This is a genomic window from Paenibacillus ihbetae, assembly GCF_002741055.1.
In the GTDB taxonomy this organism is placed as follows: Bacteria; Bacillota; Bacilli; order Paenibacillales; family Paenibacillaceae; genus Paenibacillus_AQ; species Paenibacillus_AQ ihbetae.
On record NZ_CP016809.1, the window covers coordinates 2367478 to 2392136 of the forward strand.

The 24659-nt window shown below is 54.6% G+C and carries 20 protein-coding genes and 1 pseudogene; 9 read left to right on the forward strand and 12 right to left on the reverse strand.

Features of this window, described 5'->3' with window-relative positions:
• Positions 1 to 31 precede the first annotated feature (31 nt).
• Positions 32 to 1051 (reverse strand): amidase domain-containing protein, encoded by a 1020-nt coding sequence (locus BBD41_RS10635; protein ID WP_077569802.1) that lies wholly within the window; start codon positions 1049 to 1051, stop codon positions 32 to 34.
• A gap of 298 nt (positions 1052 to 1349) precedes the next feature.
• On the opposite strand from BBD41_RS10635, the gene acnA reads away from it, so the two are divergent.
• Both acnA and BBD41_RS29990 read left to right on the forward strand, forming a co-directional pair.
• Entirely contained in the window at positions 1350 to 4067 is a 2718-nt protein-coding gene (gene acnA / locus BBD41_RS10640) for an aconitate hydratase AcnA (RefSeq protein WP_099477568.1), read from the forward strand.
• A 185-nt stretch (positions 4068 to 4252) separates the two neighbouring features.
• A complete protein-coding gene (locus BBD41_RS29990) occupies positions 4253 to 4414 on the forward strand; it encodes a hypothetical protein (RefSeq protein ID WP_167392969.1) in 162 nt (53 codons plus the stop codon).
• Positions 4415 to 4613: 199 nt separating this feature from the next.
• Here the strand turns inward: BBD41_RS29990 and BBD41_RS10645 are convergent, their stop codons facing one another.
• A complete protein-coding gene (locus BBD41_RS10645) occupies positions 4614 to 5354 on the reverse strand; it encodes an IclR family transcriptional regulator (protein WP_007133050.1) in 741 nt (246 codons plus the stop codon).
• A 186-nt stretch (positions 5355 to 5540) separates the two neighbouring features.
• Between BBD41_RS10645 and BBD41_RS10650 the strand changes: the two genes are divergently transcribed.
• The 5 genes from BBD41_RS10650 to BBD41_RS10670 all read left to right on the forward strand — a co-directional run bounded on the left by BBD41_RS10650 (position 5541) and on the right by BBD41_RS10670 (position 10179).
• The gene (locus tag BBD41_RS10650; RefSeq protein WP_099477569.1) at positions 5541 to 6542 is read left to right on the forward strand and encodes an alpha/beta hydrolase; all 1002 of its coding nucleotides are present in this window, start codon (positions 5541 to 5543) and stop codon (positions 6540 to 6542) included.
• A gap of 135 nt (positions 6543 to 6677) precedes the next feature.
• A complete protein-coding gene (locus BBD41_RS10655) occupies positions 6678 to 7892 on the forward strand; it encodes a Fe-Mn family superoxide dismutase (protein ID WP_099477570.1) in 1215 nt (404 codons plus the stop codon).
• A gap of 384 nt (positions 7893 to 8276) precedes the next feature.
• A complete protein-coding gene (locus tag BBD41_RS10660; RefSeq protein ID WP_099477571.1) occupies positions 8277 to 8573 on the forward strand; it encodes a hypothetical protein in 297 nt (98 codons plus the stop codon).
• 23 nt (positions 8574 to 8596) lie between these two features.
• The gene (locus BBD41_RS10665) at positions 8597 to 9871 is read left to right on the forward strand and encodes a Tle-like phospholipase domain-containing protein (RefSeq protein WP_099477572.1); all 1275 of its coding nucleotides are present in this window, start codon (positions 8597 to 8599) and stop codon (positions 9869 to 9871) included.
• 35 nt (positions 9872 to 9906) lie between these two features.
• Complete coding sequence (locus BBD41_RS10670) at positions 9907 to 10179, forward strand: hypothetical protein (RefSeq protein ID WP_077569809.1); 273 nt, start codon at positions 9907 to 9909, stop codon at positions 10177 to 10179.
• 169 nt (positions 10180 to 10348) lie between these two features.
• Here the strand turns inward: BBD41_RS10670 and folE are convergent, their stop codons facing one another.
• From folE to BBD41_RS10695, 5 genes are all read right to left on the reverse strand, one after another.
• Positions 10349 to 10942: a GTP cyclohydrolase I FolE gene (folE, locus tag BBD41_RS10675; protein WP_007133056.1), complete on the reverse strand. Its 594-nt coding sequence runs from the start codon at positions 10940 to 10942 to the stop codon at positions 10349 to 10351.
• A gap of 200 nt (positions 10943 to 11142) precedes the next feature.
• On the reverse strand, positions 11143 to 11379 hold the full coding sequence (locus tag BBD41_RS10680; RefSeq protein WP_007133057.1) for a YneF family protein: 237 nt from the start codon (positions 11377 to 11379) through the stop codon (positions 11143 to 11145).
• Positions 11380 to 11525: 146 nt separating this feature from the next.
• Complete coding sequence (gene queG / locus BBD41_RS10685) at positions 11526 to 13391, reverse strand: tRNA epoxyqueuosine(34) reductase QueG (RefSeq protein ID WP_099477573.1); 1866 nt, start codon at positions 13389 to 13391, stop codon at positions 11526 to 11528.
• A gap of 42 nt (positions 13392 to 13433) precedes the next feature.
• Complete coding sequence (lepB, locus tag BBD41_RS10690; RefSeq protein ID WP_077569811.1) at positions 13434 to 14036, reverse strand: signal peptidase I; 603 nt, start codon at positions 14034 to 14036, stop codon at positions 13434 to 13436.
• Positions 14037 to 14418: 382 nt separating this feature from the next.
• On the reverse strand, positions 14419 to 14847 hold the full coding sequence (locus BBD41_RS10695; protein ID WP_077569812.1) for a GNAT family N-acetyltransferase: 429 nt from the start codon (positions 14845 to 14847) through the stop codon (positions 14419 to 14421).
• A gap of 403 nt (positions 14848 to 15250) precedes the next feature.
• Here BBD41_RS10695 and BBD41_RS10700 point away from each other — a divergent pair, with 403 nt between their 5' ends.
• On the forward strand, positions 15251 to 16048 hold the full coding sequence (locus tag BBD41_RS10700) for a nucleotidyltransferase domain-containing protein (RefSeq protein WP_099477574.1): 798 nt from the start codon (positions 15251 to 15253) through the stop codon (positions 16046 to 16048).
• Between the two features lie 145 nt (positions 16049 to 16193).
• Here the strand turns inward: BBD41_RS10700 and BBD41_RS10705 are convergent, their stop codons facing one another.
• The 4 genes and pseudogenes from BBD41_RS10705 to BBD41_RS10720 form a co-directional block, all read right to left on the reverse strand.
• On the reverse strand, positions 16194 to 17279 hold the full coding sequence (locus tag BBD41_RS10705) for an efflux RND transporter periplasmic adaptor subunit (protein ID WP_077569814.1): 1086 nt from the start codon (positions 17277 to 17279) through the stop codon (positions 16194 to 16196).
• 36 nt (positions 17280 to 17315) lie between these two features.
• Entirely contained in the window at positions 17316 to 18644 is a 1329-nt protein-coding gene (locus tag BBD41_RS10710; RefSeq protein ID WP_189636165.1) for an ABC transporter permease, read from the reverse strand.
• A 353-nt stretch (positions 18645 to 18997) separates the two neighbouring features.
• Positions 18998 to 19708, reverse strand: a pseudogene (locus BBD41_RS10715) (ABC transporter ATP-binding protein); the annotation flags it as partial.
• 38 nt (positions 19709 to 19746) lie between these two features.
• Positions 19747 to 22320: a hypothetical protein gene (locus BBD41_RS10720; protein ID WP_077569815.1), complete on the reverse strand. Its 2574-nt coding sequence runs from the start codon at positions 22318 to 22320 to the stop codon at positions 19747 to 19749.
• A 284-nt stretch (positions 22321 to 22604) separates the two neighbouring features.
• Here BBD41_RS10720 and BBD41_RS10725 point away from each other — a divergent pair, with 284 nt between their 5' ends.
• Positions 22605 to 23213, forward strand: a complete 609-nt coding sequence (locus BBD41_RS10725) for a superoxide dismutase (protein ID WP_099477575.1) — start codon at positions 22605 to 22607, stop codon at positions 23211 to 23213.
• Positions 23214 to 23431: 218 nt separating this feature from the next.
• Here the strand turns inward: BBD41_RS10725 and BBD41_RS10730 are convergent, their stop codons facing one another.
• Positions 23432 to 24658 (reverse strand): MFS transporter, encoded by a 1227-nt coding sequence (locus BBD41_RS10730; RefSeq protein ID WP_099477576.1) that lies wholly within the window; start codon positions 24656 to 24658, stop codon positions 23432 to 23434.
• Between the last annotated feature and the right edge of the window lies 1 nt (position 24659).

The window sequence follows — 24659 nt, forward strand, 5'->3', positions numbered from 1 at the left end:
TGTACGTTTTGCAGCATGATGCGCGCACGCCTTAAAAATAATCGGGGATATGATAGAACCGGTACTTGGTCTTCTCATTCCACGCATACGAATCGCGATAGTCCCAGTACCGGTGACGACTGGACACCGTATGGGCATTCACCAGCGGCATGCCGCCTGCATCAAACGCCGTGACGATTGTGCTGTGCTGGAAGGCGCCGTCGCCGTCCCAGTCGTACACGATCACATCGCCGAGCATCAGCTGCTCCGGCCGTTCGACCAATTCGCCCCGCAGACCCGTCGTGCTGGCGTACAAGTAATTCGCGAAGCTGTTCGAAACCGCCCAGCTGTAGCTCCACCATTCTCGGCCGCCCACATATCCCTTGTACCACCATCCCGATTCTCTTTTACCAGTATAGTGGATTGGGGCTTTGCCTGCAAAGAGGCACTGGGATATATAATTCGTGCAATCCACATCGAATTCGGCGAACTCCGGATTTCCGGAATCCCACCAGCGGTCCGCATAAGCTGCGGCTGCCTCCCGGTCATACCTGCCCGATCTCGGGCTCATTCCCGCCGCATATACACGGCCGTTCATGAACGGAAGCGATGGCTCGCGGCCGGCCGCGGACGAATCGGCATCCAGAATCCCGGCCTGCTGTGGATGGCGTTCGTCCTCCAGCCGCTCGATCCCGACGATCAGCCAGGCGTCGCCGTCGCGGATCAAGGTAAGGCGCTCGCGCGTAACGATATCCTCCCGATGCGTCATCCCTCTTTTTTCATAATAAAAGACGCTGCTGAGCCTCACATCGGCAACGACGTCATCCTCAGTCTCCCTTAGGATGCGCTGAAGCCGGGCCCGGGTCTCGCTCTTAAGCGGCACAACCTCACGTTCTTCGTACCACGCCTGGAGCCTGAACTGCCTCTCGCCTCTCTCTACCAAGTAATTCAAATCCGCTACAATTTGCTCTTTGAGGCCTGAAGAATAGTCAACCCGGTTTTGGTTGTATTGATTGACATAAATATATAAGGCTTGCTTCCAAGGCTTCTCCGCTTGCTGCAAACTGCTCATACCTCTCTCCTCCTCTAACCTGGCCTAACGCACGGTTCCCTATCACAACTATATGAGGCAAGGCGGCGGGCTATGAACCCGCTCCAAGAACAGCCCGGCCTAACCGCTTCGGCAGATGCTTGCCGGCATGCTGAAAACAGGCGGAATCTCACCGTTTTGAAATCCTTTTCTTCTATAAAAAATGCTTTACGTAGCGGCTTGAAATCGTTATACTTAGAGTGTGTGATTTATGAAATTGGGTTTCATCTAATGAAACAACTGACGGTTGAACTCAGAAATGACTCAAGGAGGTTCAGGTATGCCAGTAAAGGATCAATTCTCCATCTCGCGCAACCTCGAGGTGGGCGGTAAAAGCTATCGTTATTTCAGCCTGCAGGCGCTCGAAGAGCAGGGATACGGCAGCGTGTCCAAGCTTCCGTTCTCGATTCGTGTGCTGCTTGAGGCCGCCGTTCGCCAATTCGACGGACGCGCCATTACAGAAGATCATGTAAAGCTGTTGTCCAAGTGGAACGAAGGACGTGACAACAACAAGGAAATTCCGTTCATCCCTGCACGCATCGTATTGCAGGATTTCACCGGCGTACCGGTTGTCGTGGATCTTGCAGCCATGCGCGACACCGTAAAGAAATCCGGCGGAGATCCGAAGCAGATCAACCCGCTCGTACCGGTCGACCTCGTTATCGACCACTCCGTAATGGTTGATGCTTTCGGTACGGATCAAGCCCTTGAATATAACATGAAAGTCGAGTTCGAGCGCAACGAAGAGCGCTATCGCTTCCTTCGCTGGGCTCAAACCGCGTTCAATAACTTCCGTGCGGTTCCTCCTGGAACCGGTATCGTTCACCAGGTTAACCTGGAATACCTTGCTTCCGTGGCAGCCACGAAGACGGTAGACGGCGAAACGCTCGTATTCCCGGATTCCCTCGTCGGCACCGACTCCCATACGACCATGATCAACGGTCTTGGCGTCGTAGGCTGGGGCGTCGGCGGCATCGAGGCGGAAGCCGGCATGCTCGGCCAGCCGCTCTATTTCGTAACGCCTGAGGTTATCGGCTTCAAATTGACGGGCAGCCTGGCTGAAGGCGCAACGGCAACCGACCTTGCCCTTACCGTAACCGAGCTCCTCCGTAAAAAAGGCGTTGTCGGCAAATTCGTGGAATTCTACGGCCCTGGCCTTGCCAACATCAGCTTGGCTGACCGTGCAACCGTAGCTAACATGGCTCCGGAATACGGCGCAACCATCGGCTTCTTCCCTGTTGACGACGAGACGCTTGCGTACCTCCGCAACACCGGTCGGACCGATGAGCAGGTTGCACTCGTTGAGAGCTACTACAAAGCGCAGAACATGTTCCGTACGGCCGATACGCCGGATCCTGAGTTCTCCGACGTGATCGAGCTCGACCTCGCTTCCGTCGTGCCGAGCCTTGCCGGTCCGAAGCGTCCGCAAGACCGCATCGAGCTGACTGCGATGAAGCAGAACTTCAACGATATTATCCGCACGCCGATCGACAAGGGCGGATACGGCCTCAGCGACGAGAAGATCGAGCAGACCGTAACCGTCAAGCATAAAGACGGCTCCACTAGCGAAATGGGAACCGGGGCGGTTGTTATCGCGGCTATCACAAGCTGCACGAACACCTCCAACCCAAGCGTTATGCTCGGCGCAGGCCTGCTGGCGAAGAAAGCCGTGGAACGCGGCCTCAAGAAGCCGGGCTATGTGAAGAGCAGCTTGACTCCGGGCTCCCTGGTCGTAACCGACTATCTGGAGAAGGCCGGCCTCCTGCACTACTTGGAGTCCCTTGGCTTCTATGTAGCGGGCTACGGCTGCGCAACTTGTATCGGTAACTCCGGTCCGTTGCCTGACGAAGTCAGCGAAGCGATCGCCGACAATGACATGACGGTTGCGGCCGTACTGTCCGGTAACCGGAACTTCGAAGGCCGCGTGCACGCTCAGGTCAAAGCCAACTACCTGGCTTCTCCGCCGCTCGTCGTGGCTTACGCGCTTGCAGGAACGGTTAATATCGACCTTCAGAACGATCCGATCGGCTACGATCCAAACAACGAGCCGGTGTATTTGAAGGACATCTGGCCAACGAGCGCCGAAATTCGCGAAGCGATCGGCCTGTCCGTCAGCGCGGATGCTTTCCGCAAGAAATACGAGAACGTATTTACAGCCAACGAGCGCTGGAACAAGATCCCTGTTCCGGAAGGCGAGCTGTATGAGTGGGACGATCAATCGACGTACATTCAAAATCCGCCGTTCTTCGAAGGTCTGGGCAACGGCCTGAGCGACATTCAGGACATCAAGGAAGCGCGCGTGCTTGCTCTCCTGGGCGACTCCGTTACGACGGACCATATTTCGCCGGCGGGCAACATTGCAACGAACAGCCCGGCAGGCAAATACCTGAGCGAGCGTGGCGTTGAGCGCAAAGACTTCAACTCCTACGGCTCCCGCCGCGGTAACCATGAAGTCATGATGCGCGGAACGTTCGCCAACATCCGCATCCGCAACCAGGTAGCTCCGGGTACCGAGGGCGGCGTGACCACGTACCTGCCTACGGACGAAGTCATGTCCATCTATGACGCTTCGATGAACTATCAAGCCGGCGGTCAGAACCTGATCGTTATCGCAGGCAAGGAATACGGTACGGGAAGCTCCCGCGACTGGGCGGCTAAAGGTACCTACCTCCTCGGCGTCAAAGCCGTTCTGGCTGAAAGCTTCGAACGGATTCACCGCTCTAACCTTGTGGGCATGGGCGTGCTTCCGCTCCAGTTCCAAGAGGGACACGGCTGGAAGAGCCTTGGTCTGAACGGGCGTGAGACGTTCGATATTATCGGCCTTAGCAATGATGTGAAGCCGGGTCAGGAATTGACCGTTGTCGCTACTCGCGAAGACGGCACCAAGTTCGAGTTCCCGGTAGTCGCCCGTCTTGACAGCATGGTTGACGTGGACTACTACCATAACGGCGGTATCCTCCAAACGGTGCTTCGTCAAATGATCGCATCGAACCAGTAACACACGCTCTCTATAGGCACTTAAGTCTCAGGAATAAATCCCCATCTTCCGGACTCGGAAGATGGGGATTTTCATATTTGCAGTACCATATTCCTGTTTATTGGAAACTTCGTTTCAATTACTGCCGGAAAGGTTAATGGGTACAAACAATGCGGATCCGCGCGGGATCCAGGAGGTTTGTACCGATGATCAAAATCCATTCGATGACCCCGTTCCAATATCAATATCAACGCCCGCAGCCGATAGTCGCGCCCAAAGCTGGAACGAATGACAAGACGGCTTCCTTTCAGGAGATCCTGAATCAGAAAATGAATGAAGCGTCAAAAGGGCGCCAAGCGAAACGTTGATCTCAGGCCAGATATCACTCTTTGAATATCCATCGCTTGAAACTAAAAAAAGGAGATGCTCCGGATGTATTGTCCGGTTCATCTCCTTATTTGGCGTACAAGCCGTACTTTTCCCCTGTCCTATATCACACTCGGGACAAAAGCTTCGTGCCATAAACCTTAAACGATAAGCGTAGGCCTAGGCTTACCGGCACAGCCATCACATCATCATACCCATTTCCCGCGCCGCTTCCTTCAGCACCGGCGCATACTCGCGCAGCTTCTCGGCTGACAAGCGGGTGACCGGACCCGACATCGACAGCGCCGCTGCCGCCTTGCCGTAACGGTCGAAGATCGGCACCGATACCGCCGCCGCTCCCGGCTCGCGCTCCTCGATACTGATCGCATAGCCCTTCTGCAATATTTCGGCCAGCTGCTTCCGGTACGTTTCCCGGTCTACCGACTCAGGCCAATCCGGTGCGTTCAGCAGCTCCTCCTGATCCTCCGGCGGCGCAAACGCCACCAGGACTTTGCTGGAAGCGCCGACGGACAGCGGCAGTCTCACGCCTACCTGGGCGACCCGCCGGATGGCCTGGTTGCTCTGCACGGCCTGAATGCGCAGACGCTCCGCTCCGTCCCTCAAATACAGGCTTACCGTTTCGCCGAGGCGATCCCGCAGCGCTTCCATTGCCGGCAGCAGCCGAATGGCCGGGTCATCGCTTTGCGACAAGTGCATGGACAGCTCCCATATTTTCAGACCCAGCCTGTATTTCTCCGTCTCCGGATTCCGCACCACAAATCCCTTGTCTTCCAGCGTTGCCAGCAGGCGGTGAACCGTGCTCTTATGCAGCCCGATCAGCGAAGAAATCTCGGTCAGAGCGAGCTCACTGTTCTTCGTAAAGCATATTAATATATCAAGAGCCCTTTCAACGGCACGTACGGTTAATTTGCGGTCTTCCATCCCGACCTGCTCCTCTCATGTTTCATCACATGAAACCTGGTTACAAGAATTATATGAAAAATTACGGCAGAAGTAAACCATTTGCCAGCTTTACATTGACATAATAGGCATCCCGACATACGATTATTATTAAAATCAGCTTTTTTCACGTTCACGCAATGAAACTATGGTAAGGAGGGGCCATCCATGAGCATGGTAACTGGTCGTAATGCCCCACTCTCCCAAGTCAATGACGCCAACGCTGAGCTTTCTACAGGCTTGGTACGGTTCAAGCATATTTTGCTAGCTTTAATATTATCCGTCGTCTTCTTTCTTATCTTCTGCTTTATCGCGCTGCACGCCTATATTGCCTGGGTGCTGTCGAATCCGACGGTGGCTCCCCTCTACTCCAATCCGAAGCTTGCCAAGGAAATGGATTACGAGAGCGTCACCTTCTACTCTATTGACGGCAAACGAAATATGAACGGCTGGTATATTCCTGCGGAAGATTCCGAGAAGACGATTGTGCTCAGCCATGGATATGGAGCCAATCGTGAGGAGACCTGGGTTCCGATGTATGATATCGCTCATTACGCGCACAGCATGAATTATAATGTGCTGATGTTCGACTACGGCTTTGCATCCCAGACCAGCCGGGAGGTCGCCACCGGGGGTAAGGAGGAGAAGCGTCAGCTGCTTGGCGCGATTGAGCATGTGAAGCACCGCGGGGCGAAGCAGATTGTCGTCTGGGGGTTCTCGATGGGCGCGGGCACCGCATTGCAGGCCGGGCTCGAGACGAAGGATGTTGACGCGATGATTTTGGACAGCACCTTTTTGCTGGAGCCGGATACGCTTTATCACAATATTCACAACCAGATTGATCTTCCAAGGCATCCTTCCTTGGAGATTCTGGAGCTGCTCTTCCCGGTGCTGAACGGAACGAGCCTCGATCAAATCCCTTATAATGAGGTTAAAAAGCAAGATTATCCGTTCCCGATCCTGTTCATCCACGGAACGAAGGACGATAAGGCGCCTTACCCGATCGCCGAAAAAATCGCCGCGAACCAGACCCATGAAGATTCCGATTCATGGATTGTGAAGGATGCGCACCACGAGCTCATTTTCCGTGAGCATCCGAAGGAATACCTTCGCAGGGTCTCCACCTTCCTTGGCAAACTGGAGGGCCGGGAAGGACTGCAAGCCCAATAAGCGCTGCGCTATATAGTGAATGACCTTCTGCCCTGCTGCCAAAACTGGCGGCGGGGTTTTTGCATTGCCTTACATAATACAAGCTCGGCCCGGAATATAGTGACTATGGTGAATGCTATTTGGGGAGGGAAATGGATGTTATATATTTACGGCGCTAAGCTGCCGGCCCGTATTCTGGAGGAGATCGCCTTCTGGAAGCTTCAGGAGATGGAGCATACCGATGTTATTAAAGCGATCGTTCCGGGGCTTGAGGAGCCCTATGTAAACGTTTTGGACCAATGGGCCGTCGTATTCGATCATACGCAAAAAGCTGCCGACACGCTGCTGCAATATGTTCTCCGTCATCCGGGCCCGCCGTCGCCCGAGCTCATCGCACAGGTCGAGCATCTGCTGCGCGTCTCCTTCGAGCAGTCCAGGGAATTCATCCGCCAGCTGGAAGGGATGAAGGATAACAGTCGTGCGGTCCGAAACGTGCCGCTTGCGGAGACGGTATTGCTTCATATCATCCGGGAATCGGAGTACTTCCTCGGCGTTCTGGATACCTTGAATTCCCCTGGAGCGCTGGAACGGTTCATGGAGGAAGCGGCAACGCCTCCTTCACCCCCGGAGAATAGGGAGGCTCGAGAAGAACGAGAAGAACAAGAAGGACGGGAAGCTCCGGCTTCACCGGCTTCCTCGGCCTCCGAGGCCCCGGTCCAAGGCCTGGCGGCTCCGGGCAGCAAGCCGGTTCCGATCGGCGGCCACCGCCTCCCTCCGCTCCCGTACCCGTACAATGCCCTTGAGCCGTATATCGATGAGGCGACGATGCGAGTCCATCACGATGTTCACCATCAAAGCTATGTGGACGGGTTGAACAAAGCCGAGAAAAAGCTTGAGGACGCACGCAAGAGCGGTGACTTCGAGCTGGTGAAGCATTGGGAGCGCGAGCTCGCCTTCCACGGGGCTGGGCATTACCTGCACACCCTGTTCTGGAGCATCATGAACCCGAAGGGCGGCGGCATGCCGGATGGAGAGCTTGCGCAGCAGATCAAGAAGGACTTTGGAAGCTTTGAACGATTCAAGCGGCAGTTTAGTGAGGCGGCTGAGAAGGTGGAGGGCGGCGGATGGGCCATTCTGGTCTGGAGCCCGCGCAGCCATCGCCTGGAAATATTGCAGGCCGAGAAGCATCAGAACCTCTCCCAGTGGGATGTGGTCCCTCTCCTGGCTCTCGATGTGTGGGAGCATGCCTATTACCTGAAGCATCAAAGCAAGCGTAAAGACTACATCCGGGATTGGTGGAACGTCGTATATTGGCCCGAAGTGGCCGAGCGTTTCAAGCATGCAAGCAAGCTGAAATGGCAGCCGTTTTAACGATGAGCCGGTCCTAACCGCTTCATGGCAGTCCACCATCATGCCATAATGAAGACTGATCTCAGAGTCCGCCCTCCTGGCTTCGTTACCGAGGCTTAAGGAGGGCTTTTATCTACCTTCTTTTTAATCGGGATCGTCAAAAATAGGTATCGCCGCGCCGGCCCGACAGGACTTTCTTACCATGTTTCTGGTTATTTAATCGGTTGTTTGCTGCAGGCTCCCAGTCTATGATAATACAGTAAGCATTTTACTGGGCCTTAACCTTGGCATGAGGAACAAAGAGTCTACTGAAGGGATGAAACGAGGATGAATATGCGTTCCGGATGGAAGATCCTGTTCATTTGTTTTATTTTAGCCACGTTCATGATAGGAGGATGCCAAAGCATGAAATCCGGTAAATCCGGCGATCCGGAGGTTGCGGCGAGCGAGGATCAGCTCATGTCCCAGACGAAGGAGACCGCCATTCAATTTTTCAAGGATCAATACGGTCTGGAGATCGAGGTCACCGGCCAGAAGAAGATGCCTTCCTATGTTGCTGATGAGATCGATGTCGAGGGCTACGTCAAAGGGCATAAGGATCAGACATTTAATATTTCGGTGAATTACAAGACGTTCGAGACCAAGAATTTTGTGATGAGCCCGGAGCTGAAAGCAGTCATTGAAGCCAACAAGAAAAAGTAATCTTCAATTATGGAGGACGCGTCATGGTCGATGATGAAACGTATAATACGTTATCACGGTTAGCTTATAAGGACTTAAAGGAAGGCGCTCAGATCGAGGATCTGCCCAATTGGGAAGTGCTGGAGGATACGAAGAGTCATCCCGTATCGGGATTTGATGCCGTTACGTTCGTGAATCGTCAGACCGGTGAGGCTGTCATTGCTTACCGTGGAACCGAGGGAGAAGCCGAGCTATCCGCCTCCGGTCCTGACCTCCTGAACGATATCGGAATCGGTCTGGGCGAGCTTGGACGAAAGGCGGAAATCGAAAGGCCGTTCGATGAGCAGATCACCAAGTTCGAGGACGCTGTCGGAATCACCGGCATGAACGATTGGATCGGCGAACAATCCAGAAGCCTTCTGAAAAAAGCCGATGTGCTCGGCACGAACCAAATGTTCCAGGCTGAAGATTATGCCAGGGATATGCAGGAGCGGCACCCGGACTTAAATTTCACGTTGACCGGCCACTCGCTTGGAGGCGCCAACGCCCAGTATGCGGCTGCCTACACCGGCATGCCGGCCGTCACCTTCAGTGCCCCGTCCGTTATCGGGAGCCTTTCGCCGGAAGCCCGGAGAATGGCCGAGAACGGCGAATTTGATTCCCAGATCATTAACTTTGCCCACCCGGGGGACATCGTTGCCAGCGGCACCTTCGGCGGGTATGAGGGTCATGTCGGATCAACCTATTACATCGACTCCAACTATAAGGATGCGAACGACGGGGTCAGCCTGTGGGACAAGATCGGCAACACCTTCGGCGGACCCAATTATCACCAGCTCGACCGCTATAAATTCGAGAACGGCTACATATCCAATCCGCTCTATGACGGAGAAACCGGAAAGCCTGTCGATTCCCCCCGAGTTCCTTCGGACAGCGGGTTCTTTCAATCGCTTCATGGGATGATGAACGGAATGATGGCCGGCATGCATGGCTCCATGTCCTCCCTTCTGGGGACAGCCGCAATAGCGGGCCAATCGGCGGGAGCGGGGACCATCGAGGTAACCCCGGCGGAGCTGCGCAGCGTTGCGGAAACGTGGAGGGCTCATGCCCAGGAGAGTCAAAGCGAGCTGGAGGGGATTCGTCAGCGGCTTGCCAGAACGATGTATTCCAGCCACAGCAGGCGGCTTCAGCCGATTGTACAGCAGCTGGATGTTTCAATTATGTCGTTGAGCCAGTGGCATATACAGCATACGACCGACATGGTCCAGTACATTAAATTCAAGGCGGATCTGTTCGAACAAACCGATCGCAGCGGATAACAGCCTATTCATAAGTCTCTTGGGGGGATCAGTTGATGAGTCAGGAAATATTGCTTGAGCTGGATGATTTGCTTCAGGCTGAACGCGAGCTGTCCAGACTGCTTGCCCTCTTTCGGCAGGATGAGCAGGAAGCGCGGGCGATGTACGCCCGCCTCTCGGATTGGAGGGGACAATCGGCTAATGTGCTGCGGGATCAGATTGAGCTCTTCTTCAGTGAGATGTCCAGGCGAATTCATGAGCTGGAGCAGCAGAAAGCGGAGCTGGTCCGGTATGTCCAGCATATGAAGCAGGTGGATGGCTCCAGGTAGCAGACCATGATCGGATTAACCTTTAGGCAAGGCATCCCTGGAGAGCATGGATCTGCCGTACTTGAAGAGTGGAGCATCCCTCATTTGGTCCTTCCGGTTTCTTAAACGGTGGAAATAAAACAACGGCTGGACCCTCTACGGGTCCAGCCGTTGTTCCATACGCTTTGGTTTATTCCTTAATCAGCGACAGAAATTCCGAACGCTGGGCAGCATCGCTTTGGAACGTTCCCCGTACGGCAGAGGTCACCGTCTTGCTTCCCGGCTTCTTCACGCCGCGGGCGCACATGCACAGATGCTCACCTTCCACAACGACCATTACGCCGCTTGGTTGAAGCTCCTCTACAATAATGTTCGCGATTTGCGAAGTGATGCGTTCCTGAACCTGAAGACGGCGCGTAACCGCCTCAACCAGACGAGCCAGCTTGCTCAGTCCCGCGATCTTCCCGCTCGGCACATAGCCGATATGAACCTTGCCGAAGAATGGGGCCATATGATGCTCGCACTGGCTGTAATATACGATATCCTTCACGATGACAAGCTCTTCATGCTGCTCATCAAAGGTTACTCCCAGTACATCCTTCGGATCCACGGAATATCCCGCGAAAATCTCCTCATACATCCGGGTGACACGGGCCGGTGTCTCCAGCAGCCCTTCACGCTGCGGATCCTCACCGATCAGCTTCAAAATTTGCTCGATATGGTATTCGATCTGCTCCCGGTTTTCTACTACTTTATCGTTAACATAATCCTTTACACCTGCCACAAGTACATCCCCCTTTCCGCCTACAACCAGGTAAACGGTATCCGTATTTTATGCTTGTTCAATCCGTATGCTTACGCTGCCGGGCAGCTCCCGAAAAGCGATCGAATGAACAGCCACATATAACCGCTGTTAGCAGTCTTCACTAAATAGAAGCGCCCCCTCCGTCGAATGGATCTCAACGAAGGCGGCCCTCCTATTCATTAACCTTTGCGTTTGCGGCCTTGCCCTTTGCCGGGCATCGGCTGGTTTTTCATCATTTGCTGAGCGCGCTGCATCTGCTTGCTGTTCAGGTTGTAGCCCATTTGCTTTGCCATTTTTTGCAGCATTTCCGGATCGTTCTGCATCTTCTCCAGCTGCTTACGCAGATAGAATGCCCCGATAAAGAAGCCCGCAACCAGACCCACGATCAGCGTAACAATCGGAATGACGATATTCATGCTTGACCACCTTTAATCATGCTAATATTTACCATTTCATGGCACATACACGAACTTATCATAGCATGTCCCATGAAGGACAGCAAATGAAAAATCCGGATACGCGCGAGGCGGCCATCCGAGCCATTCCGGGAAGAATGACGCGCTTACCGGCCCAATGCAATGCCCTCGATCGCCAGCAAGGTCCGTTTGATTTCCGGTCCGCCGGCGTAGCCGATCAGCGCACCGTCCGCTCCGACGACGCGGTGGCACGGCACGACGATTGGAACCGGATTTTTGTTGTTCGCCCCGCCAACTGCCCGAACCGCCTTCGGACGTCCGATCGATTCCGCGATATCTTTATAGGAGCATACGGTTCCGTAAGGAATGGATTTCAGCGCCTCCCATACCTGGAGCTGGAACGAGGTTCCCCGCATATCCAGCGGCAGGGTGAATTCCTTCAGCTCTCCTGCAAAATATCGCTTCAGCTGATCGGTTACCGGAGCCAGGCGGGCTTCGTCCCGCTCATAGCCGCCGTTCCCGGACCAGGTGCGGCACCACTGCTGAATGACCGCTTCCTTCACATAGAAGCTCCCGAATTCGATAAGGCACAGCCCCTTCTCGGTCGCGCAGACGGTCAGCGTGCCGATCGGGGATTGGAGCTCGTCATAATACAGTACCTCCGGCCCTCCCTCGGGAACAGCCATCGGCTCTACGCCCTGGATCGCAGGCCGCGGCTGCTCCGGCACGGCGGCTGATTCCCCGCCTGACGCTTTCCCGGCCGCCGCTCCTGCAGTTCCCGGTCCTTCCGCTGCCTCCGGAGCCGGAGGAGCCGTCTCAATCCGTGTATTCTCCGATGTTGCATCGGCATTAAGTTTCGCTAAGGCTTGCTGCAGCATGTCCCGTACTTGGGCATCCCCTTCGGTTTTCATGCTTTTCTCTAAGTTGTTCAACGCTTCTTCGCCTCCAATGCGGCCCAGAGCCCATGCGGCGGTTCCCCGCAGCTCAGGGCGCGGATCCTTCAGCAGCACCTCGCTCAGCTTCGGTACTGCCGAAATGTCTTTAAAATTGCCAAGGGCAATGACGGCATTGCGCTGGATCGGCTTTCGACCTCTCCACGCGGCAGCCGTATCGCCGAATGTTTCCTTGAATTCGCGGTTGCTCATATCCAGAATCGGCAGGAGCAGCGGCTTGGCTTTTTCGGGATCAGGCTGAAGCTCCTCATGATGCGTCCAGTTCTTCCCCCGATTCTTCGGACAAACGATTTGACAAGTATCGCAGCCGTACAGACGGTTGCCAATCTTGCGCATCACCTCTTCGCTAAGGAACCCTTTGGTCTGCGTCAAGAAAGAGACACAGCGCTGGGCATTCAGCTGTCCGGGCCCGACCAGCGCGCCCGTTGGACAGGCATCGATGCATTTGGTGCATTCGCCGCAGCCCTCCGTAACCGGCTGATCCGGCGGAAACGGAATATTGGTGACCATCTCCCCAAGATAGATCCACGACCCGAACTTGGGAGAGATGATGGCGCAGTTCTTGGCGCTAAAGCCGATTCCGGCCCGCTCCGCAACCGCCCTGTCGACAAGCGCTCCCGTGTCGACCATGCTTTCCAGCACCGCATCCGGTACCCGCTCCCGAATAAAAGCTTCCAGCCGGCTCATCGCCTCCCGAAGCACATGGTGGTAGTCTCTTCCCCAAGCTGAGCGGGCCATAATCCCCCGGTACTTGCCGGGTTCGGATTTCGGCGGATTCTCCATCTTCGAGGGATACGCCACCGCGATGGCGATCAGCGAAGCGGGTTCTGTTCCCGGCAAGGCAGGCGTGACCCGCTTGTCCAAATCCGGCTCCTCGAATCCCGATTCATAGCCCTTGTCGCGATGGTTCTGCAATATTCCCCGCAACGATGCAAACGGCTCCGCCGAAGCGAACCCGATGTCATCGATGCCCAGCTCCGGCGCAGCAGATTTCAGCTCCTGCTTAAGCTCCTCCCATACCGAAGACGGAGGAGCATACGAGCCAAGTGTGTAGGTCATCTCCATCGCCTCCTTTCGTCAGGTTGAAGCTTTTAGTTTTGGCTACAGCTTTTTAATTTCCGACAGCGGCCAGAATATGAATTCGGCTCTGCCCACGATATCCGATTCCTTAACGCTTCCGAACATGCGGCTGTCCTTGCTCTTTCCGAGGTGGCGGTTGTCGCCCATCACGAAATACCGCCCCTCTTCCAGCTTCACCGGTTTAAAGCCCGGATCCTCGATCGGGACGTCCGTATATTTCTCGTCCTGCGGGACGCCGTTGACATACAGCTTCTGATTCTTTACTTCAATGGTATCCCCGGGCACGCCGACAATACGTTTTACAAGAAACTCTTTCTTATCCGGACCGTCGCTCGGGTCCTTCAGCACGATGACGTCACCATGCTTAGGCTCTGCAAAGCGGTACACCACTTTATTGATAAACAGCCGCTCCGATGCGGTCAGCGTCGGCTGCATGGATTCGCCCTTAACCATCGACAAGTTAAACACAAACATATTAAGAAGCACCATAATAACAAAGGCAATTGCGATCGTCTTGACCCAATCCCACAGTTCGGCGGCCCAGCCGTTCTTACCGCCAGTCTGCTGGCGCGGCTCGCTGCTTTGTCCGTTCTCGGCTGAATCCGGAGGAATCACTTGTCCCATACTACACCTACTTTACTTCGATTTCACCTACGAACCTCGACAGGCGGCACCTTCAAAATGGGTACATTAATAGAAAAGCATATCTCCCCTCCATTTGCAACGGCTGAAAGATATGCTTGATATAGAGGTCATTCAAAAAGTCCCCTTTTGATCACGAAGAAGTTCAGGCGGCGGATTCTTATGCGCATCCGGCATGCATGCTCGCAAATCGCTGTTGCTCCAGCCGTTTCTGCAATGGCCGCTGCTGAGCTTCTGACGGCCCTTCGCCTTCATTCGCGCTGAAAAGTTGGCTTTTTGAAATCTCACACTATGGAAAAATTTAATGATTTATCTCTGTAGAGGTCTTAGGCTGCCGTGTGCCCGCATAGGACGCCAGAGGCTCTTACCGGGGCCCCATCACAATGCTGAGCTTCTGAAACGATTGCAAAATCTTGCTGGCTCCGTAGCCCATCGCTTCATAAAAAGGCATCGCTGCAGCGTTATGCTCGTCTCCGGCTACCAGGATCCGGCTGACTTTGCGTGATTGGAAACGCTGCTCCATAGCCGATACCAGGGCTTTGCCAATCCCTCTTCTACGGTAATCAGGATGAATGGCAATGCGATAATAGCAGCCATGATTGCGCTCGATGGTCCCGATTAGGACACCGACAATCTCGCCGTCTTCCTCCGCCACCATGATCAGGTCGGAGTCCCAAGCAAGCTGCCTGGAGAAGGGCTCCATCGTGTTTTCGTAGCATTCTTCCGATAAAGCAATCTGTAATAGCTCGGTTACGGGGTTACAGTCACTCAACTGAAAGGAACGAACATGCATTTCAAAATCTCCCTTTTCGTTAGCATGATGCGGTTTACCCGGTTTACAAAGAACAAGTATTCCGTTAACGCAAACCTGACATTAATGTTTACTACAAAAAACCCGAAAATCCTGTTTCCTTGTCCATTAAACCACATCTTTCTCGTAAATTCACGAGTTTTCTTCTGAAAGCGCTTTATTTGAAGCGTTTACATTTTGTGGATTGGATAAAATTTCTTGTTATTGTTAAAAGCATGTTAAAAATTCAAGGGAAAGGATTAGCTTGATATTAAGATTTACGCAGCGGATAGGGAAATGAACTCCCTTTTTATCGAAGGATAGAATTGACAGTCCATCCTGGGAGGTGGTAGATTGGCGTAATACCCATTTTAAGGAATGGGTCTTATTTTAAGGAGTGGTTTCAATGCTATTGCCTTTACACGAACAATTCTTGGAACAAGCCAAAGCGAAGCTCAGCCAAGACCATCGAATGCTGGGACTGCTTGCCGGCGGCTCCATGATGACGGGAACGATGGATGAATACAGCGATTTGGACCTCGTTATCGTGTATGACGCAGCTTACCGTAGTTCAATCATGGAGGAACGGATCCGAATTGCAGAAGGGCTCGGCTATCTGCTGTCGGCCTTCACGGGAGAGCATGTCGGCGAACCTCGCCTGGTTATCTGCTTATATGGACCGCAGCCTCTTCATGTCGATCTCAAATTCATCACCCCGGCAGAGCTAACAACGCGGATTGAAAATCCGCTTATCCTATGGGAGCGAACCGGAGAGATCCGCTCGATCCTTCAAGCGACCTCCCCCTCGTATCCAACGGCAGATCCGCAATGGATGGAGGATCGCTTCTGGGTATGGATCCATTACGGCGCTGCAAAGCTCGGAAGAGGAGAGATTTTTGAGGCCATCGACCTGATCACCTTTATTCGCAGCACGGTATTAGGCCCGTTGATCCTGATGCAAGCAGGCCATTTGCCCAGAGGTGTTCGAAAACTGGAGGAGCATGCGAAGAGCGAATTGGAGGAGCTTAAACGGACCCTTCCTGTTCATGACGCCAACAGCTGCTACCATGCGCTGAAAACCGCCATCGGTATGTACCGCCGATTGCGTCCAGCCTCGGATACCTTCATCGCTAGATCAGAAGCCGAGCACATTTCCATTTCTTATTTGGAGCATATTTACGACACCGTGATCAAACATGGATAGTCATTAATATAGAAACAGACACAAGAGGCTGTCCCAAAGGTCGGTAGACCCGGAACAGCCTCTTGGCATGTGTGGAAGAAGCTGCGCACGCGTATCATTTCTCCGCTGGCTTGCCGCTTTTCCTGCTGTGATGATTTCTTTCCTCCTATTGAAGAACCACGGTATCCCCCGGCTTCAGTCCGGACAGCACTTCGATTTTATCCAGCGTCTGCATGCCTGTCTCGATATCCTGCCGCTCCATTTGGCCGCCGCCCTTATCGACCATCACGTAAGAGATGTCGCCTTCGGTCATAACAGCCAGCTTCGGCACGACAACCGCCTTCTCCTTGCGTTCGGTGACGATGTCTCCGGTCAAGGTCAGTCCGCCGATCAGTCGGTCGTTTTTCGGCAGGGAGATGATCACTTTGAATTGCGGCGTTTGGGACGTCTGCTTTTCCTGGGAAGTGGTCTCCGCGAATTTGGCCACCTCTTCCACTTTTCCTTTCAGCTTCATGTCTTTAATGGAAGGCATTTTCACTTCAACCTCCATCCCCGGCTTAATGCTGAATACCTCGCTCTCCCCGACATAGGCAGCGAACCGAAGGGAGTTCAGATCGACGATTTTGCCGATGTACTGGTTCGCCGTCACCGACTGGGGCTGCTTCTGTGAGTTGTCGAATAGAAAGATGCCCGCCGAGGGCGCCCGGTACGTCGATTGCTTCAGTCGCTCATTCAATTCCGCGATCGTCTGAGCCTCGATCAGCTCGTTGACCCCGTCCAGCTCACTGCTCAGCTTGGCGGCCTCCTGATCGGCCAGCAGCTTCAAGCGCTCGGCTTCCGTCGCTCCGACCGGGGCATTGTCCAAATCCTGATTGAGCGTAAACTCCTTCAGCTCCTGCTCCAGCTTCCGCTTCTTCCGTTCGGCCTCCTTCTGCTGAAGCTGCTGGTGAATGGTCTTCTGCTCCAGATTGAACAGCGTGTCGCCTTTCTTGATCTGCTGCCCGTTCGCAACGTTCCAGGATTCCACCTTCGCTTCGAAAGGGGCGTATACATTCGTTTCCTTTCCATACTCCGAGGTGCCCTTGACCTGAACTGTCATCACGATCGTCTCCTCGGTGACAGGGAATGAAATCACCTGCGGCTCTTCCATCATGGGGATCGGCTCTTCCTTCGGCTTTACCTGTCCGTATCCCCAATAGCCGACCAAGCCGATTACCGCTGCAATAACCAACCATTTTATTATTTTTTTCATACCGTATATTAGCGTCCTTTCCGATCCGGTAGTTTCCTAATCCCGCTTGATCGCGAGCAGCGCATTGGTCCTGGCGGCGCTGATCGCCGGATAAATTCCTGAAAAAATGCCCGTCGTCACGGCGAATGCGATGCCGATCGGCAGCGTATTGGGGGTCACTTCAATCTGCAGTCCCGCCATGCCCGCGGAAGCCGTAATGAACGAGTTCAGCCCGTTCACGATAAAATAAGCGAATACGATGCCGAGCAAGCCGCCAAGGAAACCGAGCAGGCTCGCTTCGACGATAAACATGACGCGGATCTGCCCCGAATTCGCCCCGAGAACCTTCATGATGCCAATTTGCCGGCGGCGCTGATGCGTCGACATGGTCATGGCCACGATAATCGAGATGGACGCCAGCAGCAGAATGAATACGCCGACGCCCAGCGCAATCGCTTTGAAGGTATTCAGCTGGGAGGCGATCTGATCGCGCGCGGCCAAGTTGTCGCTGGCGTTCAAGGCCAGCTTCGAAATAAGCTCCTCCAGCTGCTGGATATGCTCAAGATCATCCACCTTGACCGTAAGCGTATCGTACGTCCGCTGCTTCATGGCGGCTCCATTATTGGAATTCAAGGTGTCATTCAGCCAATCGGCCGTTTCGAACGATACATAGGCCTGGCGGTCGTAGATGGCAAACTCGGCATTCTGCCCCTTCGGAACATCGAGCACTCCCCCGATATAAAGGCGCGGGCCGAGCGATTTCTGTTCGCCATCCATCCGTTCCGGCTGAATGCTCTTGCCCATCATATCCGTTATGGAGCTGTCATACATGCTAAACTCTTCCCATACCTTCGGATTGTTGGGATCGCTGTTCATCATGTTCATCAATCTTTCGCTGGTCTCGGCATCCTTCCAGCCTGACGTTGCCCCATAGTTGAGCACCACCGCGCCCATCTGATCCAGAGGCCCGCCCTGCGCGAACCGGTTCCCCTGCTCCTTAAGCTTCATCAAGTCAACGGCCATGATATTGATGCCGTCATGAACCAAATTGTCGGACGAGACAAACCGGAAGTAGCCCATCTGCTTCGCGGCAATGACCGACTTCACATGACGAAAGCCTTCAATCACCCGGACCTTGTCATCGGTCAACAGCCCCCGCTCCGCGCCGGGCCCGCCGCCTCCCTCCCCGGGGCTGCTGGTGCCTTGCGGGGTTACCATGATTTCATCCAGCTTCAGGCCGCCTATGATCTCCTTCTCCAAGTAGCTTTGTGCGCCGTTTCCGATGCTGATCGCTACAATGATCGCCGCACATCCGATCGATATCCCGGTCATGCACAGGGCCGTCACCACTTTGCGGCGCTTGATCTGGCCCCATGCAAGCCGCATGCTGTCTACAAATTTCAGCTTTCGTCACCTGCCTTCTCCGGCCCGGACGGGACGGCCTGCAGCTCCTGGGCAGCGTCTGCCGTGTCAGGAGCTGCGGGCTCCTCGGGAACTGCAGGCACGACGACTTCAGGCTGACGCGCCGCGGGCTCCTCGATAACCGCAGATGCGGCGACATTTGGCTGATGCACGTCCTGCTCCTTGCTAGCTGTGGGTGCGATGACTTCCGGCTCAGCTGGTTCCTCGCTAGCCGTGGGTGCGACGACTTCCGGCTCATGCATGGCTGGCTCCTCGCTAGCTGTGGGTGCGACGACTTCCAGCTGATGTGCTGCTGGCTCTTTGGGAGCTACGGGTGCGATGGCTTCAGGCCGACGCTGTGCTTCCGGTCCCGATTCTTCCCCCGGGGTGACGAGGTAGCCGTCGCGAAGCATGATCGTTTTCTTCATTTGGGCCGCAACTTCCATTTCATGCGTGACGATAACGAACGTCGTGTTCATCGATTGGTTGAGCGTCATCATGATGCGGAGAATCTCCTCTTCCGTCCTGGTGTCGAGGTTGCCGGTCGGCTCATCCGCAAAAATGACGGAGGGCTCCGTAATTAGCGACCGCGCGATACTGACCCGCTGCTGCTGCCCTCCCGAGAGCTGGGAAGGATACATCTCGGCCTTATCGCCGATGCCCGTAATCTCCAGAAGCTCCATCGCTTTCTTTCGGCGCTTAGATCTTGGTACGGATTGGAAGACGAGCGGAAGCTCTACATTCTCCTGCACCGTCAGCGTAGGAATCAATTCATATGCTTGAAAAATAAATCCGATATGCTTCCGCCGAAAGACGGCAAGCTTGTTCTCGTTATATTTGACAATATCCTGGCCGGCGATATAAATATGGCCCTCCGTCGGCTTCATAAGCCCGGCCATCAGGTTTAGCAGCGTGGATTTGCCCGAGCCCGAGCTGCCAAGGAGGGCGATCATCTCGCCTGCCTTGACCTCGAACTCGATATTATGAAGCACCTTTAATACCTCGCTGCCGTTTTTGAAGCTGTGCGATACATTTTCCAAACGCAACATGTTCGCCTTTTCCTCTCCCTGGTCCTTGGTTTCCCTACTTACTCTTCCGGCGGCTCCACAACATTCGGATAGAACGTAACATTGTAGCTTTGAGTGCCGAGGGTGATCCGTTCATTCTGGAATTCGTCCGCGAGCGTCAGGGTAAACCATCCGCCTTTCAATTTTTTGTACTGCTCATCCGTCATTTCAAACGATAGCGTCCTCGTGCCCGGAACCTGGATGTCGGTCCCCGGCGTAAGGATGCGCTCCTGCGTCTGGCCCAGGGTGTCCTTGATCGTCAAAATCAGCTTGTGGCCGGCATCGGCAGCGGTGATGCTGTCGCTTCGCTTCACGTCCACCGTGATATTCATGGAGATGCTGGAGCTGCCCTCCTGTAAATGCCCCGTCGCTTTCGTCACGGAAATGCTGTAAGGATACCAGTCAAGCGCAGTCAGATTGGAGCTTGCGGCCGGACGAACCGGATTCAGCTGCATCTTCTTCACGCCCAGGACGCCGCTCACGTCTTTACCCGGCTCGGCAAGCTTGCCTCCGGACATCGCCGTGCCCAAGGCAAGCCCCAAGCCTCCGGCCGTCCCCTTCGGCACTCTGGCCCAGAATACGACCGATTGTTTGCCTCCCGGCTGAATCGGCGTTTCCGGCTGCACGGTATCGGCTTCGTAAATTTTCCCGTCCGTTCCCTGGAAATATCCTTTCAGCAAGGCAGCTTGTACCCGGCGCGCTTCCCCGCTGGTCAGCGTCAGTTCGGTATAAATGATGTCCGAATCCGCTCCTTCGTAAATCAGCGTCCTTCTCTCTTGCGCTTCTGCCCGTTTCCCGGCCGTCGTGACGGTATACGGCTTCCCTTTCTCCAGCAGCTCGATCGACTGCGTATGTCCAGGCGTGGTCAGGGTAAGGAAAGGCGTCTTCACGCTTTCCTGCTGGGCAAACAGCTTGAAGCGAAGCGTGCGGATATCCTTCGTGTACGGAATTTTGGCCAGGACGGACACCTCGGTGGATGCTCCCGGGGCGATCATGGAGCCCTGCTCCCCGGCAATGACCTCGGGGCTTGCGAGCACGGTCTTTTCGTCCGCGGTGACATCCGCCTTCAGCTCAGGCAGCTGCAGGGCGTTCGTCTCATGGGTATTGCGCAATCGCAGCTTGGCAACAATAAGATCCGTATCCTGCCATGGCAGACGCTGAATGGATTCCAGCGTGTAAGCAAACCCGCCGGCGCTCTGAGGCGCATACTCAACCCCGATGGAGGACTGGCGTTCCGTCTGATAAGGTATGCTGAAGTAGGCCAAAGGCAGACTCACTTTGCTTGGATCCTCCGGTCCTGTGCTTCCACCCGATCCCTCCTGAACCGCAGGCGGTGAAGGTGTGCGCTCATCGCCCAATGCTTCGATCATCTGCAGCTTCAACCGGTCCTGCTTGAGCTCCATCGGCAGGGAGATTTCCAGCGTTAAGGTTTTCTCTTGCCCCGGCCGAAGCGTCAGCATCAGGCTGCTCTGATCTCCCGGCGCATAAGGATGGTAAGAGCCCTCCGACGCCTTGATCGCATAGTCATATGCCGGAACCTTGGCGGTCTTCTTCCCTTTGTTCTTGAAAGCCATCTCGATATTCCATATCCCCTGGTCCCCGGAAGAGCGCAGCGTGGCTTGACGGATTCTCGCCTCGACCGGCTGGCCGCCAATCGTCAGGGACTTGGCCGCGCCAGCAGGCACGTCCCATTTAGGAGCGGTTGCGGCAGGCAGGCGGAACGAGCCTGCAGGCAGGCTCAGCTTCAAGGCTTCGTCCGTTTCCGTCCATAAAAAACGCAGGCCGGACGGTTTGAGATACGATGGAACTTCTGTTATGTAATAAACCAGCTTTCGTTCTTTCGGCTGAATCGGCGTTCCCTCGGGCCCTGCCTCGCGCTGAAGCCGGAAGGAGCTGCCGCTCTTCGTGACCAAGAACGGGTCATAACCGCGGTCCGTCCATACGCTGCCGCCGTTATTTGTGATCGACATGCCAACCCTGGCGATGACTTTACCGTCATATTTGATGATCTCCAGCGATTCCGACTTGACGGTAACCGGAGTTCCGCTCAGGCTCAGCTTTGCATGGACGCCTGAGTCAATCGCGGCCGAATAATTGGATGGCAGCTTGTAAGACCCGACACGCTCCAAATAGCCTTTGACCTTCGGATTCCATACATCCATAGCAAGCTTCATGCCGGACAATGAGGGACTGTCCGTCTTGACGTAATAGGTTACGGTCATGCTTTGACCCGGCTCGACCTTCTTCTTCGCAAGGTCCTTGGAGATCGGATTGGCAGCCTTGACTGAACCGCCGGGAAGCACCGCTTTGGGGAAGTAAGTGACGAGCCGGGCCGCGGCTTTTCCTCCATTCTTGTATTGGAGGGTAAATACGGCCACGCTGTCTCCGTTCTGCTGCCACACATCGGCTTGCACAAGCGTAGCCGTGACGCCGCCGCCGAGCTTCACGCGCCAGTCCAGAGCCGGAATTTGGGCTGCGGCAGATCCGGAAACCTGCGGTGACGCCGTCTTAGACGCAGCCGCATCGGCATGCGGAGCGGCCGCCAACGTTGCAGCCAACAGAACGGCTGCCGCTTTGTACCTTTTTTTCTTCATATTATGAAACTGCTCCTTTCCGCCCAAGCACCCCCGATCGATTCCAATCGACGGAATGTGATGGCTATACTAGAATAACGATAGATTCGCGGAGAAAGTTTGGATTCCCGTTCCAACGATCTTTCAGACTTTTCAAACATAAAAGTTGATTTAATCCCCCCAAACGGTTTAATATATGTAGTGTAGCTGATGTTACATACTGCATTGCCCGGATGATAAGGACTTCCTGAACAAGGACGGCCTTGATCATAACCAAAAAACTAATTTACAGGAGGTTTTCATTTATGGCATTCCAATTACCACCTCTTCCTTACGCAAACGACGCGCTCGAGCCTCACATCGACGCACAAACGATGGAGATCCATCACGATCGCCATCATAACACGTACGTAACCAACCTGAACGCTGCCCTGGAGAGCGCTCCGGAGCTTCAAGACAAATCCCTTGAAGAGCTGATTTCGAATCTGGACGCCGTTCCTGAAAGCATCCGCACGGCAGTTCGCAACAACGGCGGCGGCCATGCCAACCACTCCCTGTTCTGGGAAGTTATCGGACCAAACGGCGGCGGACAACCTACCGGCGCTCTGGCTGACGCAATCAACAACGAGCTTGGCGGCTTCGATAAATTCAAGGAAGATTTCACGAAGGCAGCTACTACCCGTTTCGGCAGCGGTTGGGCATGGCTCGTTGTGAAAGACGGCAAATTGGCCGTAACTAGCACACCGAACCAAGACAGCCCGCTCATGGAAGGTCAAACGCCTCTTCTCGGCCTTGACGTTTGGGAGCATGCTTACTACCTGAAATATCAAAACAAACGCCCTGATTACATCTCCGCATTCTGGAACGTTGTAAACTGGGAAGAAGTCGGCAAACGCTACGAAAGCTCGAAGTAATCCAGCGTTCTCGCTCTGAGCGAAGCCGATTATAATAAGGAGCTGTCTCGCAAGCAGATCATGCTGCGGCGGGACGGCTCTTTTTTATGTGTTGAATATAAAAAAGTGGAGTACAGGGCGGCTCACGAAAGAGCAGCTGTTCTCCACTTGTTGAGTTTTTTGACGAGGTGCGTTCAAGCCGATTGACAGAACCCCTGCCTCCCTGGTCATTCAGGCGATTAGGCTCCGGCGGACGGCCCGGACTCGTAACAGCGAGCCTTGGACGGGGCATAAGCCGCGATGAGCAGGATCAGCGAGACCGCGCACGCCGCGCCGGCACCGATGAGACATACCGTCTGCAGAGACCACAGATCTGCGGCTACGCCAAGCAGCAGCGTCAGCATGATCTGCACGATTCCTTCCAGTAAGCGCGTCACGCTGCTGAAACGTCCCATGAGGTCGATCGGAACCTGGTTTTGAAAAAACGTCATATAACCGGCATTCGCAAACGATGAGAAGAAGCCGAAAATAACAAATCCCGCTGCCGCCACCGCATATCCGTTCGATGCATAGAAAACGAAATATCCGACACTCGACAGCAGCGTTCCGGCCCCGATCAGCATGCGGACCGACAGCCATTTCACGGTGAACGATGCCGCGGCGGAGCCTGCAAGGTACCCTGCCCCCGCTACGCTCACAAGCAAGCCGTAATCCTCATCCCCCAGCTGAAGCACCTGCTTGATAAAGGTCGCCTCCTGCGAGTCCAGCGCGAAGCCCAGCAGCATTGCCGCTTGGAACAAAATATAGATGAGCACAAAATAAGCTGCCGCCTTCCCGAAGTCAAGCACGGCGATCCAATCCTTGACCAGCATCTTCAAGGTCATGCCGGCGCGTTTGCCGTCTTCGCTTCCCGGCGCATCCACATCCGGCAGGAAATAAATCGCCAGCGCGCACAGGAAGAAGGAAACGGCGTTGATGATAATGCTGATGCGGATATCCGTGTATGCGATCAAGACGCCCGAGATAGCCGGACCCAACAGAGCCGCGCCGGAGGAGGCAAAGCTGGACCAGGCGTTAAAGGTCTTGCGCTGTTCCGCCGGCACCAGCTTCGTGACGTACGTAATCGACGTCGGCCCGAAGAATGCCCCCGCTACGCTGATCAAAAACATGATCGCATAAATCCCCCACACCGACGTCATAAACGGGATCAGGGCGATAAGCGCGCCACGGATCACGTCCGTCATGATCATCAGCGTGCGCTTGTTGGCCCGGTCGATGATGCTGCCGGCCCATGAGTTGGTGAGCAGCGTAGCGAGCGGACGGATGATAAACAAGCCGGCCACTGCGGCCGGCGATCCCGTCATGTTCAACACAAGCAAATTGATAGCAACGAGATAAATCCAGTTCCCCAAGTTCGAAACGCCGATTCCGGCGATATACAGCAGCCCATGTTTCCAGCTATGCAAG

What these genes read in the sequence shown, in the direction of transcription:
- BBD41_RS10650 (WP_099477569.1), top strand. Translation starts at nt 5,541, where the DNA reads ATGAGCATGGTAACTGGTCGTAATGCCCCACTCTCCCAAGTCAATGAC.
- BBD41_RS10655 (WP_099477570.1), top strand. Translation starts at nt 6,678, where the DNA reads ATGTTATATATTTACGGCGCTAAGCTGCCGGCCCGTATTCTGGAGGAG.
- BBD41_RS10725 (WP_099477575.1), top strand. Translation starts at nt 22,605, where the DNA reads ATGGCATTCCAATTACCACCTCTTCCTTACGCAAACGACGCGCTCGAG.
- BBD41_RS10665 (WP_099477572.1), top strand. Translation starts at nt 8,597, where the DNA reads ATGGTCGATGATGAAACGTATAATACGTTATCACGGTTAGCTTATAAG.
- BBD41_RS10680 (WP_007133057.1), bottom strand. Translation starts at nt 11,379, where the DNA reads ATGAATATCGTCATTCCGATTGTTACGCTGATCGTGGGTCTGGTTGCG.
- BBD41_RS10695 (WP_077569812.1), bottom strand. Translation starts at nt 14,847, where the DNA reads ATGCATGTTCGTTCCTTTCAGTTGAGTGACTGTAACCCCGTAACCGAG.
- BBD41_RS10660 (WP_099477571.1), top strand. Translation starts at nt 8,277, where the DNA reads ATGAAATCCGGTAAATCCGGCGATCCGGAGGTTGCGGCGAGCGAGGAT.
- BBD41_RS10645 (WP_007133050.1), bottom strand. Translation starts at nt 5,354, where the DNA reads ATGGAAGACCGCAAATTAACCGTACGTGCCGTTGAAAGGGCTCTTGAT.
- BBD41_RS10635 (WP_077569802.1), bottom strand. Translation starts at nt 1,051, where the DNA reads ATGAGCAGTTTGCAGCAAGCGGAGAAGCCTTGGAAGCAAGCCTTATAT.
- BBD41_RS10710 (WP_189636165.1), bottom strand. Translation starts at nt 18,644, where the DNA reads ATGCGGCTTGCATGGGGCCAGATCAAGCGCCGCAAAGTGGTGACGGCC.
- BBD41_RS10705 (WP_077569814.1), bottom strand. Translation starts at nt 17,279, where the DNA reads ATGAAAAAAATAATAAAATGGTTGGTTATTGCAGCGGTAATCGGCTTG.
- BBD41_RS10670 (WP_077569809.1), top strand. Translation starts at nt 9,907, where the DNA reads ATGAGTCAGGAAATATTGCTTGAGCTGGATGATTTGCTTCAGGCTGAA.
- BBD41_RS10720 (WP_077569815.1), bottom strand. Translation starts at nt 22,320, where the DNA reads ATGAAGAAAAAAAGGTACAAAGCGGCAGCCGTTCTGTTGGCTGCAACG.
- BBD41_RS10700 (WP_099477574.1), top strand. Translation starts at nt 15,251, where the DNA reads ATGCTATTGCCTTTACACGAACAATTCTTGGAACAAGCCAAAGCGAAG.
- lepB (WP_077569811.1), bottom strand. Translation starts at nt 14,036, where the DNA reads ATGGGACAAGTGATTCCTCCGGATTCAGCCGAGAACGGACAAAGCAGC.
- acnA (WP_099477568.1), top strand. Translation starts at nt 1,350, where the DNA reads ATGCCAGTAAAGGATCAATTCTCCATCTCGCGCAACCTCGAGGTGGGC.
- BBD41_RS29990 (WP_167392969.1), top strand. Translation starts at nt 4,253, where the DNA reads ATGATCAAAATCCATTCGATGACCCCGTTCCAATATCAATATCAACGC.
- queG (WP_099477573.1), bottom strand. Translation starts at nt 13,391, where the DNA reads ATGACCTACACACTTGGCTCGTATGCTCCTCCGTCTTCGGTATGGGAG.